The sequence below is a fragment of the Microbacterium oleivorans genome (assembly GCF_013389665.1).
Classification (GTDB): domain Bacteria; phylum Actinomycetota; class Actinomycetes; order Actinomycetales; family Microbacteriaceae; genus Microbacterium; species Microbacterium oleivorans_C.
The window spans coordinates 356,879-369,072 of record NZ_CP058316.1 but is presented as its reverse complement, the minus strand read 5'-3'; the positions used below and the strand labels follow the sequence as shown (position 1 = coordinate 369,072).

The window sequence follows — 12,194 nt, the reverse complement described above, 5'->3', positions numbered from 1 at the left end:
CCGCGCGTCCTCAGTCGTTCCTGAGGCGCCGACTAGGATGGTCATGGAGAAGGGGGACTTTGCTATGGAGTGGCTCATCCCGGTCGTCATCATCGTGGGCGTGGTCGCCGTCATCGGCATCTACCTGTGGGCGACGTACAACTCGCTCGTCGCGCTGAACGTGCGCGTCGACGAGGCATGGAGCGACATCACGGTGCAGCTCAAGCGACGAGCCGATCTTCTCCCGAACCTCATCGACACCGTTCGCGGCTATGCGGCACACGAGAAGGCGGTCTTCGAGAACGTCACGCGTGCGCGTGCCGAGACGCTCTCCGCGACCGGCCCCGCCGAAGCTGGGGTAGCGGAAGGGCACCTGCAGCAGGCGCTCAAGTCGCTGTTCGCCGTCGCCGAGGCGTATCCGCAGCTCCAGGCGAGCCAGAACTTCCTCCAGCTGCAGCAGTCCATCGTCGACACCGAGGACAAGATCCAGGCGTCCCGCCGCTTCTACAACGGCGGCGTCCGCGAGCTCAACACGAAGATCAAGGTCTTCCCCAACAACCTGTTCTCGCGCAGTCTCGGATTCACCGAGCGCGAGTTCTTCGAGGTCGAGGGCGGGGCCGCGATCGCCGAGCCGCCCCGCGTGCAGTTCTGACCGCGTCCGCGAGAACGAGACGCGAAGCTCGGAGTTCTAGACTGGCGGGATGAGCGACGACAAGCCGGGGCGATCCTTCTTCGACGCGCTCCGTACCCGAACCGTTGCAACCGAGACCTCATCGGGCATTCCCCGGGGGCTGCGACTGGCGACGGCCTACGCCTGGCGGTTGCTCGTCGTGGCCGCCGCGCTCGGCGTCGCGATCTGGATCGTCATCCAGCTCAAGCTCCTGGTCATCCCGCTCCTGGTCGCGATCCTGCTGGCCGCCCTGCTCTGGCCGGGCTTCCTGTGGCTGATCGAGCACCGCGTGCCGCGGTGGGCCGCTATCGTGCTCAGCGTGCTCGCGACCCTCGCCGTCATCTCGGGCCTGCTCTCACTCGCCATCTGGCAGATCAGCCAGCAGTGGGGATCGGTGCAGTCACGCACGGTCGAAGCCGTGCAGCAGCTGCGGGCGTACCTCATCGACGGACCGTTGCACCTCACCTCCGATCAGATCGACGATCTTCTGGTGCAGGGCTGGTCGTTCCTCGAGCAGCAGGCCTCGCTGCTGCTGTCGGGAGCGCTCGCGATCGGCTCCACGGTCGGTCACGTCGCAGCCGGCGCGCTGCTCGTGCTCTTCATCCTGCTGTGCCTCCTCGCCGACGGCGGACGCATCTGGAGCTGGGTCGTGCGGCTGTTCCCGCGGCAGGCGCGCCCCGCCGTCGACGGTGCGGGCCGGACCGGCTGGCGCACCGTGGTGACCTATGCGCGTACGCAGCTGCTGGTCGCGACGATCGACGCCACGGGCATCGGTCTCGGCGCCCTGCTGCTCGGGGTGCCCCTGGCCGCGCCGATCGCCGTCCTGGTGTTCCTCGGCGCGTTCATCCCGTTCGTCGGCGCGGTCGTGACGGGAGCCCTGGCGGTCTTCCTCGCCCTGGTCTACAACGGTCCGTGGATCGCGCTGTGGATGCTGGTCGTGGTCCTGGGCGTGCAGCAGCTGGAGGGGCACGTCCTGCAGCCGCTCCTCATGGGGTCGGCGGTCAAGGTCCATCCCCTGGCCGTCGTGATCGTGGTCGCCGGTGGTGCGATGATCGCCGGCATCCCCGGCGCGCTGTTCGCCGTGCCGCTGGCCGCCTTCGTGAACGTCGTCGTGCTCTACATCTCGAGACGCTCGTGGGAGACCGGGCTGGCGCCGCGGCCCGACGAGATGATCTGGAGCACGGTGCCCCGAGACCGAAAGAGGAACGCATGATCGGACCGAGTCCGGCCGACCTCGAGGATGCCGCCGAGGTGCTGAACGGCGTCGTCACCTGTACGCCGATGGAGTACTCCGAGCACCTCTCGGACGTGCTGGGCGTCCCCGTGCACCTCAAGCTCGAGAACCTGCAGCGCACCGGCTCGTTCAAGATCCGCGGCGCCACGTACAGACTCTCGCGGCTGACCGCCGAGGAACGGGCGCGCGGCGTCGTGGCGGCATCGGCCGGCAACCACGCGCAGGGGGTGGCCCTGGCCGCTCAGAAGCTCGGGATCGCCGCGACGATCTTCATGCCGCTCGGTGTGCCGGTGCCCAAGCTGCTCGCGACCCGCGGCTACGGCGCCGACGTGGTGCTCGAGGGTGCCACGGTCGAGACGCCGCTGCGCCTGGCGGCGGAGTTCGCCGAGCGCACGGGAGCGGTGCTCATCCATCCGTTCGACCATCCCGATGTCATCACCGGTCAGGGGACGTTGGGCCTCGAGGTGTACGACCAGGTCCCCGACATCGAGACGCTCATCATCCCCATCGGGGGCGGCGGGCTGATCGCCGGTGTGGCTGCGGCGGTGAAGGGTCGCGCCGAGGCCGAGGGTCGCGTCGTCCGGGTGGTCGGCGTTCAGGCCGAGAACGCCGCTGCCTACCCGTCGTCACTGCGAGCCGGCGAGCCGCTCGCCATCGAGACCTCACCGACGATCGCGGACGGCATCGCGGTGGGCCGTCCCGGAGACGAGCCGTTCAAGGTCATCCGCGCCCTTGTCGACGAGGTGGTCACGGTGTCGGACGACGACATCGCCCGAGCACTCCTGGTACTGCTCGAGCGCGCGAAACAGGTCGTCGAACCCGCCGGCGCCGCCGGGGTGGCCGCGATCCTCGCCGGCAAGGTGCGGGCGACGGGACCCACCGTCGCCGTGCTGTCGGGAGGCAACATCGACCCGCTGCTGCTGCAGCGGGTGGTGGCGCACGGACTGGCGGCGTCGGGCCGCTACATGACCCTGCAGATCCCGCTGCCCGATCGCCCGGGTCAGCTGGCACGCGTCTCGGACCTGCTGTCCGTCGCCGGCGCGAACGTCATCGAAGTGCTGCACACACGGCACGGTCAGGGTCTGCAGATCAGCGAGGTGATCCTGCAGCTGAGCGTCGAGACGCGGGGCGCGGAGCACCGCGCACAGGTCATCACGATCCTCGAGGATGCGGGGTTCGCGCCGACGGTCGTCTCCGATTGACGACCGTCGGCGCGAACCGCGAGGTCACTGGCCGGAGTAGGTCTCGACTTTGACGATCTCGACGGGGATCTCGCGTCCGTTGGGCGCGGTGTAGGAGGTCTTCTCGCCCTCCTTCAGGCCGAGGATGGCGGCGCCCAGCGGCGATGCCTCGCTGTAGACATCGAGTTCGGAGCCTGCTGCGATCTCGCGGCTGCCGAGGAGGAAGACCTCCTCGCCGCCGGCGACGATCGCGGTGACGACGGTACCCGAGAGCACCGTTCCGTCCGATTCGGGCGCCTCGCCGACGGTCGCGTCCTTGAGGAGCTGCTGCAGTGTGCGGATGCGCGCCTCCTGCTTGCCCTGCTCGTCCTTCGCAGCGTGGTAGCCGCCGTTCTCCTTGAGGTCGCCCTCCTCGCGGGCGATCTCGATGCGCTTCGCGATCTCCTCGCGGCCGGTCGTCGACAGGTGCTCGAGCTCCGCGACCAGACGATCGTAGGCGTCCTGGGTGAGGAAGGTGACGGGAGCGTCGTTCGACATATGATCTCCTTGCACTGGCGCGGCCACCGGCCGCCTATGGCGAACGCCCCGGCATCCGACCGGGGCGCACAAGAAACAGCTAGCCTACGGGATCCAGCAGGAGGTGACCAAACCGTTGGTCGCGAGCGCGACGGTCGGGATGGTCTCGGTGAAAGCCCGGCTCACCCCGTCTGCTGCGGGATACTCCACGACCTGCCATCCCACGACGCCGTGCTCGGTGTCCTGGGCTTCGAGGGTGCAGGCCAGCGGCTTGCCCGCGGCGCCGCTGACCTGGAACGACACCACGACCGCGTGGTCGTCGACGACCTCGAAGCCGGTCGCGTCGGTGTCGACCGAGTCGATGGCGCCGGCGACGGTCGTCCAGGCGACCATTCCCAGGACGCCGGCGCCGAGCACACCTGCCACGGTGATCACGAGACGCCGTGAGCGCTTCTCGCGCGTTCGACCGTAGCGGTGGTCGAGCTTGAGCTGCGTGGTCATGGCGAGGTCTCCGGGTCGGTTGCGGCGGGATTAGGCTGGTGGTTCCAGGCTAAGCGCTCCGCGCGCAGATCGAGGAACCGATGCACTCCCTACTGTGGCTCACGACGGCGGCGACCCCGATCCCCGAGATCACGGTGGATCCGACGTCGGTCACTCCCGGGCCGTGGGGATTCGGCGCGATCGTGGTGCTCACCATCGCCGTCGTGCTGCTGCTGCTCGACATGCTGCGACGCGTGCGGCGCGGCCGGTACCGAGCCGAGGTGCGCGAGCAGCTCGACGAAGAGGAGCTCGCCGCACGCGGCGACGACTCCGAGACCCGCTGAGTCGGAGCCTGCGGTCCCGCGTCGGAGAGCCGGTCAGCCCGCGTGGTACGCCGGGGCCAGCGCGATCAGCAGGCTCGCCGTCCAGTGGCAGAGGAACGCGAGCACCGTGCACACGTGGAAGATCTCGTGGAAGCCGAAGTGACCGGGCCACGGATTGGGCTTCTTCAGCGCGTAGACGACGGCGCCGCCGCTGTAGAGCAGGCCGCCGATGACGACGAGGATCATCATCGCGGCGTTGGCCTGGAACAACGGGACGATGTACATCACCGCACCCCACCCGAGCACGAGGTACAGGGCGACGTAGAGCCAGCGGGGCGCGTGGATCCAGAACACGCGGAAGATGATGCCGGCGATCGTCCCGCCCCAGACGAGGGAGAGCAGCAGCACCGACTGGTCGGTGGGCAGCGCGAGGACGGCCAGTGGAGTGTAGGTGCCGGCGATCAGCAGCAGGATGTTCGCATGATCGATGCGCTTGAGGATGGCTTTGGTGCGCGGCTTCCAGTCGAAGCGGTGGTACAGCGCCGAGTTGCCGAACAACAGCAGCGACGTCACCATGAACACCGCGCTCGCCCACTTCGCCGGGGCGCCCTGCGCGAGGGAGATGAGTACGATGCCGGCGGCGATGGCGACCGGGAACGTCGCGGCATGGATCCAGCCTCGCCACGTCGGGCGGAGCTCGACCTGTGCGCTCGCGGCGGCGGCGTCGAGGAGTGGCAGCTGGGGCATCTCGGCGCCCTCGTCGGGTGCGGGTCGGGTCACCTTTGAAGAGTACGCCGAGCCGTATGCCACCGCTCACATGGGGGAGCGATAGCGTAGGACCGTGGCTGAGAATCCGGGGAGAGGCCCCCTCTACCGACTGTATGCGTCCCGGCTCCGCCGGCACCTGACGCCCGAGGTCGTTCCCCACCACGTCGCGATGATGATCGACGGCAATCGTCGCTGGGCCCGGCAGGCGGGCTATCCGACCCCCGCCGACGGGCACCGGGCGGGCGCCGCGAAGATGCACGAGTTCCTGCGCTGGTGCGATGAACTGGGCATTCGAGTGGTGTCGCTGTACCTGCTCTCGCACGACAACCTCGCCAAGCGGGATTCCCGCGAACTGGCCGACCTGCTCGAGATCATCGCCGAGCTCGCCGAGAAGCTGGCGCGCGAGCCGGGGTGGCGGGTCCAGCACGTCGGACGCGCGGCTCAACTGCCCCAGGATCTCGCGCGCGTGCTTTCCAAAGCACAGGAAAGCACGCGCGAGAACACCGGCCTGCACGTCAACCTCGCGGTGGGATACGGGGGCCGTGGCGAGATCGTCGACGCGGTGCGCAGCATCATCGCGGCCCACAACGAGCGGGGCGGGTCGCTCGAGGAGCTGGCCGCGAGCCTGACACCGGAGCAGATCGGCGAACACCTCTACACGGGTGGACAGGCCGACCCCGACCTCGTGATCCGCACCTCGGGCGAGCAGCGGCTCAGCGACTTCCTGCTGTGGCAGTCGGCGCACAGCGAGTTCTACTTCGTCGAGGCGCTCGGCCCCGATCTGCGCGAGGTGGACTTCCTGCGCGCGATCCGCGACTTCGCCACGCGCGATCGTCGCTACGGCGGTTAGTGCCGCGAAGAGTTCATCCGCCCGAAACGTTGCGGGGTGTGTCGCGGCGCTGCGGCGTCATCCGCCGGTCGTACTGTCATCGCAACGGGCACGGTGCCCGTTCGAGTCGGCCGATCACGACTCGTGACCCACGGTCGACTCGGGAAATCGGGTGAGACACCCGAAGCGGGGAGTGGGTTGTGGCCGCACGAGCAACTGACCAGCAGCGTCGCGTCATCCTCAGCGGAGGTGACATCTCCGATCAGGAGCTGCGCACCTACGTCCTGGACACATCGGTGCTGCTGAGCGATCCGCGGGCTCTGTTCCGCTTCGCCGAGCATTCGGTCGTCGTGCCCGTCGTCGTCGTCACCGAGCTCGAGGGCAAACGTCACGACCCCGAGATCGGGTACTTCGCCCGTCAGGCGCTGCGTCACCTCGACGACCTCCGCGTGGAACACGGTCGTCTGGACTTCCCGGTGCCGGTGGGCGAGGGCGGAACCCTCCGCGTAGAACTCACGAACACCGACCCCTCGGTGCTGCCGGCGGGGATGCGGTTGGGCGACAACGACACGCGCATCCTCGCCGTCGCGATGCACCTGGCCCAGGAGGGGCAGCCGGTGACCGTCGTGTCGAAGGACCTGCCGATGCGGGTCAAGGCGGCCTCTCTCGGCATCACGGCCGAGGAGTACCTGGCCGAGCAGGCGATCGACTCGGGGTGGACCGGCATCGCCGGCGTCGATCTCTCGGGCGACGAGATGAGCGACCTCTACGAGAGCGAGGTCGCCACGAGCGAGCAGGTGCGCGGGGTGCCGGTGAACACCGGCCTCGTCATCCACTCCGAGCGCGGCTCGGCGCTCGGACGGGTCACCGGCGACGGGTCGTTCCGACTCGTGCGGGGCGACCGCGACGTGTTCGGGCTGCACGGGCGGTCCGCCGAGCAGCGCATCGCGATCGACCTGCTGCTCGACCCCGACGTGGGCATCGTCTCGCTCGGCGGCCGCGCCGGCACGGGCAAGTCGGCGCTCGCGCTCTGCGCCGCCCTGGAGGCCGTGCTCGAGCGTCAGCAGCAGAAGAAGATCATCGTGTTCCGACCGCTCTTCGCCGTCGGCGGGCAGGATCTCGGATACCTCCCCGGAGACGCGCAGGAGAAGATGAACCCCTGGGGGCAGGCGATCTTCGACACGCTCGGGTCGGTCGTCTCGGGCAACGTCGTCGAGGAGATCATCGCCCGCGGTCTGCTGGAGGTGCTTCCGCTCACCCACATCCGCGGCCGGTCGCTGCACGATGCGTTCGTGATCGTCGATGAGGCGCAGTCGCTCGAGCGCAACGTGCTGCTGACGGTGCTGAGCCGGGTCGGGCAGAACTCGCGTGTCGTCCTCACCCATGACGTCGGTCAGCGCGACAACCTCCGGGTCGGACGCCACGACGGCATCGCCTCGGTCATCGAGACGCTGAAAGGCCACGATCTGTTCGCGCACGTGACCCTCACGCGCTCCGAGCGCTCCGCGATCGCCGCCCTCGTGACCGATCTGCTCGAGGCCGGTGAGCTGAGCTGATCGTCACCCGGCCGGGCGCCGTGTCCGCGGCGTCCGGCCGTCAGGCCTCCCAGCGATATCCCTCGCCCCGGACCGTGGCGATGCGGCTCGCGCCGACCTTGCCGCGGAGGTATCGCACGTACACGTCGACGACGTTCGAGCCCGGATCGAAATCGAGCTCCCAGACCTGCTTGAGCAGCGTCTCGCGCGTGAGCACCTCACCCGGGTGGCGGAGGAACTGCTCGGCCAGGGCGAACTCGCGGGCGGACAGATCGATGTCGTGCCCCTCGACGGTGGCCCGTCGCGCCAGCATGTCGAGGGTGACCCCGTCGTAGGTGAGCACCGTCGAGGCCCCGGCGCTCTCGCGCAGCCGCGATCGGATGCGGGCCAGCAGCTCGGCGACGACGAACGGCTTCGGGACGTAGTCGCTCGCACCGGCGTCGAGCGCCTCGACGGTGTCGGCGGTGCCGCTGCGCGCCGTCAGCATGATGACGGGCACGGTCGACCCGCCGGCGCGGATACGGCGCAGGACGTCGAAGCCGTCGATACCCGGGAGGCCGACATCGAGCACTACGAGAGCGATGTCGCGCTCGTCGAGCAGCTGCAGCGCACTCTCGCCGTCCTCGGCGGAGACCGGCTCGAGACCGTCCGCGCGCAGCGCGCGCTCGAGGAGCCCGATGATGTGCGGCTCGTCGTCGACGAGGAGGATGTGCGTCATCCGATCTCCTTGCGCTGGAGGACGACCTCGTCGGCACGGACCGGCGCCGGAAGGCGGCGGACTGCGCGGAGAGGGATCTCGATGGTGAACGTGGCGCCGCCGCCCGGGGTGTCGGCGACCGTGCACGATCCGCCGTGGCCCTTGGCGATCGCGTCGACGATGGCGAGACCGAGGCCGGACCCGCCCGCCGAGCGCCGTCGGCCGCCGCGGTCGAAGCGGCGGAAGATGCGGTGGCGGGCCGCCGGCGCGATGCCCGGCCCGTGATCGCGCACCCACAGATGCGCCGACCCCGCGTACACCCCGCTGCCGAGCTCGATCGCCGTGCCCGGGGCCGTGTGCTTGGCCGCGTTGTCGGCGAGCTGCAACCAGGCCTGCAGGAGCCGGTCGGGATCGCCGTGGAGCACGGCGCGTTGCGTGGCCTCGACGGTCCAGCGATGTCCGGGGATCACCGTCACGAGGTCGACGACGCGCTGTGTCAGGCCCTCCAGGTCGACGTCGTCCATCGCGAAGCGGTCTCCTTCGACGGAGGCGAGCAGGTCGATGTCGCCGATCAGGCGCGTCATACGGTCGAGCTCGGCGGTGGCGATCTCGCGTACGGCCTCGACGTCGGCGGCATCCGCGGAGTCCATGAGCTCGAGGTGACCCCGCACGATGGCGATCGGCGTCTTGAGCTCGTGTCGGACGTCGTCGAGGAGGCGGCGTTGCGCCTCCACCGCTGCATCGGAGGCATCCTGTGCGGCCGCGTCACGAGGTGCCGGAACCAGCAGCGGCCAGCCCACCGTCCCGACGGTGACGAGCGTACCGATCCCGATGATCGAGAACACGGCCGCTGCCGCCCACGGGAGCGCCCTCCCCGCGGCGAGGAGGACCAGGAGAACGCCGATGGCGGCGACGACGAAGCCGGCGCACACGATCGCCAGGAGGATCCCCAGGATGCGTGCGCGCCGAACCTTCGACCGCGATGGGCTCACCCTCTGATTATCAACCAGGGTGGGTCATCGACAGCAGATCGAGCTTCTCGTCGAGCTGGGCCTCGGTCAGGTCGCCCCGTTCGACGTATCCGAGCGCGATGACGGCCTCGCGGACAGTGATGCCCTCGGCCACGGCGTGCTTGGCGATCTTCGCCGCCGCCTCGTAGCCGATGAGCTTGTTCAGCGGCGTGACGATCGAGGGTGACATGCCGGCGAAGGCGGCGGCACGCTCGACGTTGGCTTCGAGGCCGGCGACGGTCTTGTCGGCCAGGACGCGCACGGCGTTCGAGAGGAGTCGGATGGACTCCAGCAGCGCCGTTCCCATGACCGGGATCGCGACGTTGAGCTCGAAGGAACCGGACGCGCCGGCCCACGCGACGGTCGCATCGTTGCCGATGACCCGCGCCGAGACCATCAGGACGGCCTCGGGGACGACCGGGTTGACCTTGCCCGGCATGATGGACGAGCCGGGCTGGAGGTCGGGGATGTGAAGCTCGCCCAGGCCGGTGTTGGGGCCGGACCCCATCCAGCGGATGTCGTTGTTGATCTTGGTGAGCGAGACCGCGATCGTGCGCAGCGCGCCCGAGGTCTCGACGAGCCCATCGCGGTTGGCCTGTGCCTCGAAGTGATCCTTCGCCTCGGTGATGGGCAGCTCGGTCTCGGCCGCGAGCAGCTCGATGACCTTCTGGGGGAATCCGAGCGGCGTGTTGATGCCGGTACCGACCGCGGTGCCGCCCAACGGCACCTCGCCGACGCGGGGGAGCACGGCCTGGACCCGGTCGATGCCCAGCCGCATCTGGCGTGCGTAGCCGCCGAACTCCTGGCCGAGGGTCACGGGTGTGGCATCCATGAGGTGCGTGCGGCCGGACTTCACGACGTCCTTCCACCGTTGCGCCTTGTCCTCGAAGGCCACGGCGAGGTGGTCGAGCGCGGGGATGAGGTCGTCGATGAGCGCCTGGGTCACGGCGATGTGCACCGAGGTGGGGAAGACGTCGTTGGACGACTGCGACGCGTTGACGTGATCGTTGGGGTGCACCGTCGCGCCGAGCGAGCGCGTGGCGAGGGTGGCCAGCACCTCGTTCATGTTCATGTTCGACGAGGTGCCCGAACCGGTCTGATACGTGTCGACCGGGAACTGCGCATCGTGGCGACCGGTGACGACCTCGTCCGCTGCCGCGGCGATCGCGTCGGCGATGGCCGGGTCGAGGGTGCCGAGCTCCTTGTTCGCCAGCGCCGCGGCCTTCTTGATGCGGGCGAGGGCGGCGATCTGGGTCGCCTCGAGGCCCGAGCCCGAGATCGGGAAGTTCTCGACCGCCCGCTGGGTCTGTGCCGCGTAGAGAGCGTCCTTGGGGACGCGGACCTCTCCCATGGTGTCGTGCTCGATGCGGTACTCGATGTCGGTCACGTCGTCGTTCCTTCTCTCGGTGTTCGTCGTCAGGAGGTGGCGTCGTCGTGGACGTCGCCGAGGATGATGTCGGGTACGGCCGTGCCCTCGCCCAAGCGGTAGTTCGCGCCGATGATGGCGAGCCGGCCCTCGGCCACGGCCGTGCTGATGAGCTCGGAGGCGTGCAGCAGCTGCCCGACGGTGTCGCGCAGGTGCTCGCGACCGACCGTCTCGGCGTCGACGCTCTCGGCCGTCACGCCCTCGGCGGCGCCCGCGCGGAGCACACGGCGCACGGCCGGAACGATCGGCGCGATCTGGCGCCAGATGAGCGGGGGGAGCGGCGGAGCGTCGACGCCGGTGCTGTCGATCGCCGCGCGGACGGCGCCGCAGGCGTCGTGGCCGAGCACCACGATGAGCGGGACGTTCAGAACCTCGACGGCGTACTCGAGACTTCCCACGACGGAGTCCGAGATCACCTGGCCCGCGTTGCGGATGACGAACAGGTCGCCGAGACCCTCGTCGAAGATGATCTCCGCGGCGAGTCGCGAGTCGGAGCAGCCGAACAGTGCCGCACGCGGTGTCTGAAGCCCGGCGATCTCGTGCCGTCGCTCCACGTCCTGTCGCGGGTGGCGAGGGGTGCCCTCGACGAAGCGCAGATTGCCCGCGCGCATGTCGTCCCACGCGTCCTGCGGGGTGAGGGGACCCGGTGCCGATCCGGTGGCGCTCATGGCGTCTCCTTCTGCTGCTCGACGATCTGCGATGAAAGCCCCCGGGCGGCGATGCGGACGGTCTCGGCGTCGACGGCGCCGCCGCCGTACACCAGGATCGTGTCGGGCCCGAGAGCCGTGGTGAGGGCGTAGGAGATGTTGCCGGCGCGAGCCGGGTCGGGGATCTCGAAGACCTGCCAGTCGACGGCGTCGATGCGTTCGACCCTCGTGCCCCGCGCTCCGCCGACCTGCCGGGAGGCCCAGCCCGGGTCGGCGTCGAAGGCCTGCTGGACGTTGACGTAGCCGTCAGCGGGCGCGTAGACGATCTCCCACGTGCGGACGTCGTCGCCGGCCAGCTCGGCCTTGTTCACCCGCCACGATCCCGGTACCTCGGGAACGACGAGCTCGCGGTCGATCGCGGGGCCGACATCGGCGGCGACGGCGGCCGGGTCGATGGCGTCCCGTTCGGGCACGGAGCCGCGCGGGACCCCGAACACGATCACCGCCACCACGGCGACGGTGACGATCAGCGCGGCGATCAGATTGCGGGCGGTCTGGCTGGACCGGTAGACACGCGAGGACGCCGCCTTGCGGGCGGCGGTCTCGTCGGGGGTCTCGGGCCGGCCGAGCTCGGCGACGACCCGGGGGCCTTTCGCCATCACTCGTCGCCCGCGCGTGCGGCGCGTGCCTCGTCGAGGCGGCGCTTGGCGCCGAGCAGCCACTCTTCGCAGCGCGCGGCGAGCTGTTCGCCGCGCGTCCACAGCGCGAGGGACTGCTCGAGGGTCGGCGCCCCCTGCTCGAGCTCGGCGACGACGCGCACGAGCTCGTCTCGAGCCTGTTCGAAGCTCAGGGTCGCGACGTCGGCGGGAAGCTCATCGGCCGGCGAGGTCATGGCATCC

The 12,194-nt window shown here is 69.7% G+C and carries 15 protein-coding genes; 6 read left to right on the top strand and 9 right to left on the bottom strand.

The window, feature by feature from the left end; genetic code table 11:
* Window positions 1-64 precede the first annotated feature (64 nt).
* Genes HW566_RS01840 through ilvA form a run of 3 tightly spaced genes read left to right on the top strand, consistent with a single transcriptional unit; the run spans window position 65 to window position 3,085 of the window.
* Window positions 65-631: a LemA family protein gene (locus HW566_RS01840; RefSeq protein ID WP_178014591.1), complete on the top strand. Its 567-nt coding sequence runs from the start codon at window positions 65-67 to the stop codon at window positions 629-631.
* Between the two features lie 49 nt (window positions 632-680).
* A complete protein-coding gene (locus HW566_RS01835) occupies window positions 681-1,862 on the top strand; it encodes an AI-2E family transporter (RefSeq protein WP_178009898.1) in 1,182 nt (393 codons plus the stop codon).
* Window positions 1,859-3,085: a threonine ammonia-lyase gene (gene ilvA / locus HW566_RS01830; protein WP_178009896.1), complete on the top strand. Its 1,227-nt coding sequence runs from the start codon at window positions 1,859-1,861 to the stop codon at window positions 3,083-3,085. Before HW566_RS01835 ends, ilvA begins: the two co-directional genes overlap by 4 nt.
* 24 nt (window positions 3,086-3,109) lie before the next feature.
* Here the strand turns inward: ilvA and greA are convergent, their stop codons facing one another.
* Both greA and HW566_RS01820 read right to left on the bottom strand, forming a co-directional pair.
* Window positions 3,110-3,601, bottom strand: a complete 492-nt coding sequence (gene greA, locus HW566_RS01825) for a transcription elongation factor GreA (RefSeq protein WP_178009895.1) — start codon at window positions 3,599-3,601, stop codon at window positions 3,110-3,112.
* An 84-nt stretch (window positions 3,602-3,685) separates the two neighbouring features.
* Entirely contained in the window at window positions 3,686-4,081 is a 396-nt protein-coding gene (locus tag HW566_RS01820) for a DUF4307 domain-containing protein (protein ID WP_178009893.1), read from the bottom strand.
* A gap of 80 nt (window positions 4,082-4,161) precedes the next feature.
* Between HW566_RS01820 and HW566_RS01815 the strand changes: the two genes are divergently transcribed.
* Complete coding sequence (locus HW566_RS01815; protein ID WP_178009891.1) at window positions 4,162-4,404, top strand: hypothetical protein; 243 nt, start codon at window positions 4,162-4,164, stop codon at window positions 4,402-4,404.
* A gap of 33 nt (window positions 4,405-4,437) precedes the next feature.
* Here the strand turns inward: HW566_RS01815 and trhA are convergent, their stop codons facing one another.
* Complete coding sequence (gene trhA / locus HW566_RS01810) at window positions 4,438-5,130, bottom strand: PAQR family membrane homeostasis protein TrhA (protein ID WP_178014589.1); 693 nt, start codon at window positions 5,128-5,130, stop codon at window positions 4,438-4,440.
* Between the two features lie 94 nt (window positions 5,131-5,224).
* On the opposite strand from trhA, the gene HW566_RS01805 reads away from it, so the two are divergent.
* Window positions 5,225-6,001 carry an isoprenyl transferase gene (locus HW566_RS01805; RefSeq protein ID WP_178009889.1) on the top strand — a complete coding sequence of 259 codons (777 nt, stop codon included), beginning with the start codon at window positions 5,225-5,227 and terminating at the stop codon, window positions 5,999-6,001.
* A gap of 179 nt (window positions 6,002-6,180) precedes the next feature.
* A complete protein-coding gene (locus HW566_RS01800; RefSeq protein WP_178009887.1) occupies window positions 6,181-7,536 on the top strand; it encodes a PhoH family protein in 1,356 nt (451 codons plus the stop codon).
* A 40-nt stretch (window positions 7,537-7,576) separates the two neighbouring features.
* Here HW566_RS01800 and HW566_RS01795 read toward each other — a convergent pair whose 3' ends face one another.
* From HW566_RS01795 to HW566_RS01770, 6 genes are read right to left on the bottom strand one after another with little or no spacing between them, the layout of a single operon-like run.
* A complete protein-coding gene (locus HW566_RS01795) occupies window positions 7,577-8,233 on the bottom strand; it encodes a response regulator transcription factor (RefSeq protein WP_178009885.1) in 657 nt (218 codons plus the stop codon).
* Complete coding sequence (locus HW566_RS01790) at window positions 8,230-9,204, bottom strand: sensor histidine kinase (RefSeq protein WP_256728822.1); 975 nt, start codon at window positions 9,202-9,204, stop codon at window positions 8,230-8,232. The genes HW566_RS01795 and HW566_RS01790 overlap by 4 nt, the downstream gene beginning before the upstream one ends.
* Before the next feature lie 10 nt (window positions 9,205-9,214).
* Window positions 9,215-10,609, bottom strand: a complete 1,395-nt coding sequence (locus HW566_RS01785) for a class II fumarate hydratase (RefSeq protein WP_178009882.1) — start codon at window positions 10,607-10,609, stop codon at window positions 9,215-9,217.
* Between the two features lie 29 nt (window positions 10,610-10,638).
* Window positions 10,639-11,316 carry a carbonic anhydrase gene (locus HW566_RS01780; RefSeq protein ID WP_178009880.1) on the bottom strand — a complete coding sequence of 226 codons (678 nt, stop codon included), beginning with the start codon at window positions 11,314-11,316 and terminating at the stop codon, window positions 10,639-10,641.
* Window positions 11,313-11,954, bottom strand: a complete 642-nt coding sequence (locus HW566_RS01775; RefSeq protein WP_178009878.1) for a DUF4245 family protein — start codon at window positions 11,952-11,954, stop codon at window positions 11,313-11,315. The genes HW566_RS01780 and HW566_RS01775 overlap by 4 nt, the downstream gene beginning before the upstream one ends.
* A complete protein-coding gene (locus HW566_RS01770; protein ID WP_372955785.1) occupies window positions 11,954-12,187 on the bottom strand; it encodes an exodeoxyribonuclease VII small subunit in 234 nt (77 codons plus the stop codon). The genes HW566_RS01775 and HW566_RS01770 overlap by 1 nt, the downstream gene beginning before the upstream one ends.
* Window positions 12,188-12,194: the final 7 nt, after the last annotated feature.

Bases quoted from the DNA above. Each gene is read 5' to 3' on its own strand.
- trhA (WP_178014589.1), bottom strand. From the start codon at position 5,130: ATGCCCCAGCTGCCACTCCTCGACGCCGCCGCCGCGAGCGCACAGGTC.
- HW566_RS01780 (WP_178009880.1), bottom strand. From the start codon at position 11,316: ATGAGCGCCACCGGATCGGCACCGGGTCCCCTCACCCCGCAGGACGCG.
- ilvA (WP_178009896.1), top strand. From the start codon at position 1,859: ATGATCGGACCGAGTCCGGCCGACCTCGAGGATGCCGCCGAGGTGCTG.
- HW566_RS01840 (WP_178014591.1), top strand. From the start codon at position 65: ATGGAGTGGCTCATCCCGGTCGTCATCATCGTGGGCGTGGTCGCCGTC.
- HW566_RS01770 (WP_372955785.1), bottom strand. From the start codon at position 12,187: ATGACCTCGCCGGCCGATGAGCTTCCCGCCGACGTCGCGACCCTGAGC.
- HW566_RS01815 (WP_178009891.1), top strand. From the start codon at position 4,162: ATGCACTCCCTACTGTGGCTCACGACGGCGGCGACCCCGATCCCCGAG.
- greA (WP_178009895.1), bottom strand. From the start codon at position 3,601: ATGTCGAACGACGCTCCCGTCACCTTCCTCACCCAGGACGCCTACGAT.
- HW566_RS01820 (WP_178009893.1), bottom strand. From the start codon at position 4,081: ATGACCACGCAGCTCAAGCTCGACCACCGCTACGGTCGAACGCGCGAG.
- HW566_RS01835 (WP_178009898.1), top strand. From the start codon at position 681: ATGAGCGACGACAAGCCGGGGCGATCCTTCTTCGACGCGCTCCGTACC.
- HW566_RS01775 (WP_178009878.1), bottom strand. From the start codon at position 11,954: ATGGCGAAAGGCCCCCGGGTCGTCGCCGAGCTCGGCCGGCCCGAGACC.
- HW566_RS01795 (WP_178009885.1), bottom strand. From the start codon at position 8,233: ATGACGCACATCCTCCTCGTCGACGACGAGCCGCACATCATCGGGCTC.